Source organism: Mycobacterium gordonae, assembly GCF_001417955.2.
Lineage (GTDB): Bacteria > Actinomycetota > Actinomycetes > Mycobacteriales > Mycobacteriaceae > Mycobacterium > Mycobacterium gordonae_B.
Window position 1 is genome coordinate 1 of the sequence record NZ_LKTM01000098.1, and the last position, 4,450, is coordinate 4,450.

5 protein-coding genes and 1 pseudogene are annotated in these 4,450 nt (G+C 64.4%); 3 read left to right on the forward strand and 3 right to left on the reverse strand.

The window, feature by feature from the left end; all coding sequences use genetic code 11:
• Positions 1 to 142: 142 nt before the first annotated feature.
• Both AO501_RS10255 and AO501_RS10260 read right to left on the reverse strand, forming a co-directional pair.
• Positions 143 to 346 (reverse strand): hypothetical protein, encoded by a 204-nt coding sequence (locus tag AO501_RS10255; protein WP_055577612.1) that lies wholly within the window; start codon positions 344 to 346, stop codon positions 143 to 145.
• 69 nt (positions 347 to 415) lie between these two features.
• A complete protein-coding gene (locus AO501_RS10260) occupies positions 416 to 679 on the reverse strand; it encodes a hypothetical protein (RefSeq protein ID WP_055577613.1) in 264 nt (87 codons plus the stop codon).
• Positions 680 to 781: 102 nt separating this feature from the next.
• Between AO501_RS10260 and AO501_RS10265 the strand changes: the two genes are divergently transcribed.
• The 3 genes from AO501_RS10265 to AO501_RS37075 all read left to right on the forward strand — a co-directional run bounded on the left by AO501_RS10265 (position 782) and on the right by AO501_RS37075 (position 3,488).
• A complete protein-coding gene (locus AO501_RS10265) occupies positions 782 to 1,564 on the forward strand; it encodes a hypothetical protein (RefSeq protein WP_055577614.1) in 783 nt (260 codons plus the stop codon).
• Between the two features lie 148 nt (positions 1,565 to 1,712).
• Positions 1,713 to 2,549, forward strand: coding sequence for a hypothetical protein (locus AO501_RS35425; protein ID WP_055577615.1), 837 nt, complete (start codon positions 1,713 to 1,715; stop codon positions 2,547 to 2,549).
• A gap of 315 nt (positions 2,550 to 2,864) precedes the next feature.
• A complete protein-coding gene (locus AO501_RS37075; protein WP_156452454.1) occupies positions 2,865 to 3,488 on the forward strand; it encodes a hypothetical protein in 624 nt (207 codons plus the stop codon).
• Positions 3,489 to 3,812: 324 nt separating this feature from the next.
• On the opposite strand, the pseudogene AO501_RS39085 reads toward AO501_RS37075, so the two are convergent.
• Positions 3,813 to 4,450: pseudogene (locus AO501_RS39085) on the reverse strand (hypothetical protein); the annotation flags it as partial.

Consider the following 4,450-nt stretch of genomic DNA (forward strand, 5'->3'; position numbering starts at 1 on the left):
CCGGCGAGTCGCGGTGGAGCCACTCAAACCTGACATTCTGCGACCAAACGGGGCCAGCCAAACCTGTCACACTCACCAGAAGCTATGTCGCGGGGCCGCGCACCTATGCGCATAGACGAAGGATATGCGGGAAGGACTCTGCCTACCAACGGGTCGGGGCCATCACATTCTTCAGATCCCGGTCGGCGGTCACCTGCGTGCCGCCGTCGACGTCATTCTGTTCGGTCGCTAATGCGCACGCTTCTCCGACCACGTTGTACACCACGTCCGTGGACTTGACCGATTTAGGTCCATTTGGTGCACGAATGATGCCCTTGGCCTGGCCGATGATGTCGCGGCTAGACAACGCGGCATCGGCAAGTGGTGATTGACCACCCGACTGGGGTGATGGTGCGCCGAATATCCGCTCTTTTCATCAGTCGATTCGGATTCCTTCGAGCATGACTACTGGTTCGACATCGGGGCCGTAGTCGTAAACATATTTCTTGCCGGTTAGTTTCCAAACCCATTTGCCGTTGACGGCGTTGATGCTGACGTGTTCGCCGTCGAAGTCCCATGAGCTATCGGCAAGGCCGAGTTCGTGTTGGGCGAACCAGAAGGTTGAGGTCGCATACTCGACGTGCACTCCGCCGGCGAAGTCTCGGTGAAAACCGATCTCGCATTCGGGTGGACCTGTCAACGCTCTCAATTCCTTTCGGGCGCGCCATCGATCCGTTGCCTTGACTGTGACTGCACGCAGATTGTCGCACGACGACCTCGCGATGCCTTTACGGTGAAAGACATGGTTGCGGTGGGCGGGTTGGACGTCGTCGATGATCTCGGCCCGGCGCGGTGGCTAACTGAAAGCCTGTGCGGCTTTACAAAGAACGTTGGGTCGCTAGTCCCAGCCACCTTCGCCGCTTACGCCCGGGTGTTGCACCCCGCCTACAACCACGACGGCGAGCCGGAACTGGTGAGTTGGGCTGAGATCGCCCGCGCTAACCACAAAATTGTCCACCCACGAATGCAGTTCACCCGCCTGATCGGCTATGCATCGCGATACGTCGTGGAGTACCACGACAGCCAGCCCGCTCTCTTCGACGAAGCACCGGCGGTGGGAACGCTGCCTCCCGATACGGCCGCATCGCTGGCCCGCACGCTATCGCGGCATACCACGAGCGCTGACCACTGCTGGTTTGCCGTGTGGTCCGGTTTCGGTGATCTTGACCAGGCATTTCATGACCGGCCGACCTTCGCGCTCCCCGGGCGTGATTACCATCTAGCTCACGGCCCCGTCGCCGCGGCCTCCCAGTCAGTAGGTACCGATATCCACTACTCGTCGCATCGCTCCGCCAACCTGTGGTGGCCCGATGATCACGCCTGGTTTGTGGCCACTGAAATCGACCTCGACAGCACCTATCTCGGCGCCTCGCAAGCCTGCATTGAAGAGCTAGCGACCAACTCAGACCTGGAAGCAATGCCGCTCAACGTCACCGCAGGCATCACCGCTGACAGCGACACCCTCAACCCCGCCCCGCCAGGGGATCTACCGGGGGTCGCGTCCTATCCTTCCCTAGGGATATAGGGCTGCTGCCAACCCAGCGACCCGTGAGACCACATTAAACGAAGCTATGGCTGGAACCGCACCGAACTCACCGGCATCACCGGCGCCCGAACCTGGTGCGGACACGGGGGTAACGGCTCCGAGTCTGGCGCGCGGCGACGAAGAGTCCGTGCCGTACGACGACGAGTTGGTGGCAGTCGACTTGACCGCCCGGGAACGCGGGCTGCTGGCGACTGGCCTCCTATTGTGGGGCGGGCCGGCGCGGTGTACGGAAGCCATGGCCTTCGCGATGGGCTTTGACAGTGTCGACGATCTCCTCGGGCAATATGACCGTCTGAAGGGCCTGTTGGGTCGGAAGAAAAAGCCGATGTCGCGGACCGATTGGGCCCGCACGCTTCTGGCGACCGAGGTCTGCTTCGCCAGCGTGATCGTCGGCGCAGGTCTTGCTTGGGGCGATGACGTATCCACCCTCCGGGCTCTCCGGATCGTGCAATCAAAAATCGCGACGGCAGGAGCGCTGACAGCGTGGGAGGGCTGTCGTTATCCCACGGACGTCTGCAGAGTAGCCGCTCGTCGCGACCGCGGACAGTACGTAACTAACAACGACGAGCTGGTCGAAGTCGCATTGACCACCGCCGAAAGCTCGCTCCTCGTTACAGGCCTCGGAGATTTGTGGGGTCCCGCGGCACCCACGGACGCGATGGCCATCGCGATCGGCTTCGACAGCGTCGAGGATCTCATCGACCAATATGACCGTCTGAAGGACCTGATCCAACGCAGGGCGGCCCTGATGTCGATTACCGACTGGATCCGCACGCTTCTGGCGACCGAGATCAGCACTGTCAGTTGGGTTGAAGGGGCAGGCGGCGAATGGGGGTCCGCCGTCGATGACGCGAGCATCCAGGCGCTTCGCGGCCTGCAAGAAAAACTTGCGAGGATGGGAGCGCTGGGACGCACGCGGAGCGCCGTCGATCCTGCGGACTCCGCCCCCACAGAAGCCCGCTGAAGTCCATCAGAGCTCTTTCTCCCACCGACTTCACCCCCCGAAAAGTCGAACCCTCACCGGGGCCGATCGTGCCCTCGCAACGGAGCCAAACCGTCGAGGACGGCTACTCGCAGTGGAAGCTCCCGCGCATGCGGCGCGGGTCGGATCACGATCGGGCTAAGGACGCCGATCCCGATCCCAGCAGCGAGGAGAAAAGCATGCCGCCCACCAATCCACACTTCGCGTCGAAGCCCCACACATACGACGCATCCCCGATGTCGATTGGGCTGATCTGCTGCGTCCAAAACAATGGCGACAGCGAAGGGGGGACCCCTGATGGCTGGTAGATACAAGTCGATCTGGGCCTGCCTGCATCGCTGCCTCAAGATCGCCGACCGCGAGGATGGGGGGTTAGCGGGTTTTGTCGGCGGCGCGTTGGGCGGCGCGGCGTTGTTGGCGGCTCATCGGCGCCTGGTGGTGTTGGTCGGTGTCGTGTGTGGGGTGGCCGGTGACGGCGTCGAGCAGGGATTCCAATTCCGCGACACGGGTCCGCAACCGCCAGACTTCGGTGACTTCTCGGCGCAGCCGCGCGAGTTCGCGATCGCGCTGTTGGCCACGCTCGACGTCGCGACGCAACTGCTCGCCGAGCCGCTGGACCTGCTCGCGGGCCTGCCGGTAGCCGGGGTCTTGTGCCAGGGATTGGTGACGGTGCACCGCAGCGGCGAAACGCTGCACCACAGCACCCAGCTGCTCACCCATCGCCCCTTCGGCGTAGCGGTGCTCGAGGACCTCCAGCAGGAGTTGGCATTGATAATCCGAGCTGAGAAACAGTCGGTGCAGGGTGTGCATCGAAGGCAGCGGCAGGCGTGCGTCGGGGTCGGGTCGATGCGCGCGGGGCACCTCGATCACGCGCACCGCGGCACCGGCATTGCGGGCAGCGACGCGCTCGGCAGAGGCTAGCCGCCGACACCGCGGTGAGCACCACACCGGCCGCCGGCCCGGCCTCTTGTCGGGCACCTCAAAGCGCTGCCCGCACCGCGGGCAGGCCCGCACCGAGTCCGTGCGGGCCTCCAATGTCACGGGGTCAGCGCCCACTCCACACCCCCACAACTAATTACGTCTAGGACGAAACGTTCTTGATTCGATACCTTAGTGCAAGAGGTGTGATGTTCGGCGGTAGGGAAAATTTAGGGCACCTTAAGTGCCGTTCGGGCACCGCGTGATGGGCGGGCTGGCGGGGGCGTTGCGTTGAACCACCTGAGCTCGGTGCGAGCCTGGCCGCTGTTAGGTGCGCGCCGCGGCGACCCGCGCAGCCAGGTCGGTGGCTTCGGCAGCAGCGGTGTGGGTGCGGCGCAGTATCGCGGCGCGTGCGGCTGCGGCTGCGGCGGCACGCGCCGCGGTATGACCGGGACTATTGCCTAAGGCGGCCCGTGCGGCCGGCTGCTCGGCTTTACGGGCCATGTCGGCGGCCGTGGGTCGATCGGCGAGGTTATCGGGCCTGCTCACATTGATGGCGGTGGGTGGACTGCTGGGGGTGCGTTGTGACGGGTTGGCGAGGATGTGGCGGATCTGTTGTTGGGCGGCGGTGATCCGGCCTTGCGATGCGGCGGTGAGCGGTAGGGGTCGCGGCGTTGGGTCGATGCTGGCGGCGGCGTAGCCGCCGGTGTTTGTTGGAGTCTGGGGAGCTGCCCAGTTGAGCCGTCGTAGTCGGCTGGACAGGAATGCGCCGGGGTTGGTGATGTGGTCGGGCCAGGTCCATCCGCGGGCACGCATGTCGGCGTTGAGTGCGTCGGTGATGGCTCGTGCCGTCCACACTGTGGGGTCGATGCCGGCGGTGGTGAGGGCATCGCAGATGCTGCCGATGTGGGCGTGGTCGAGGCCGTGGGTGCGGGTGAGGGGGGCCGCGGCGAGGCGTTGGGGGG

Excerpts from the sequence above, each read along its gene's own strand:
- AO501_RS37075 (WP_156452454.1), top strand. The coding sequence starts at position 2,865 with ATGGCTGGTAGATACAAGTCGATCTGGGCCTGCCTGCATCGCTGCCTC.
- AO501_RS10265 (WP_055577614.1), top strand. The coding sequence starts at position 782 with ATGGTTGCGGTGGGCGGGTTGGACGTCGTCGATGATCTCGGCCCGGCG.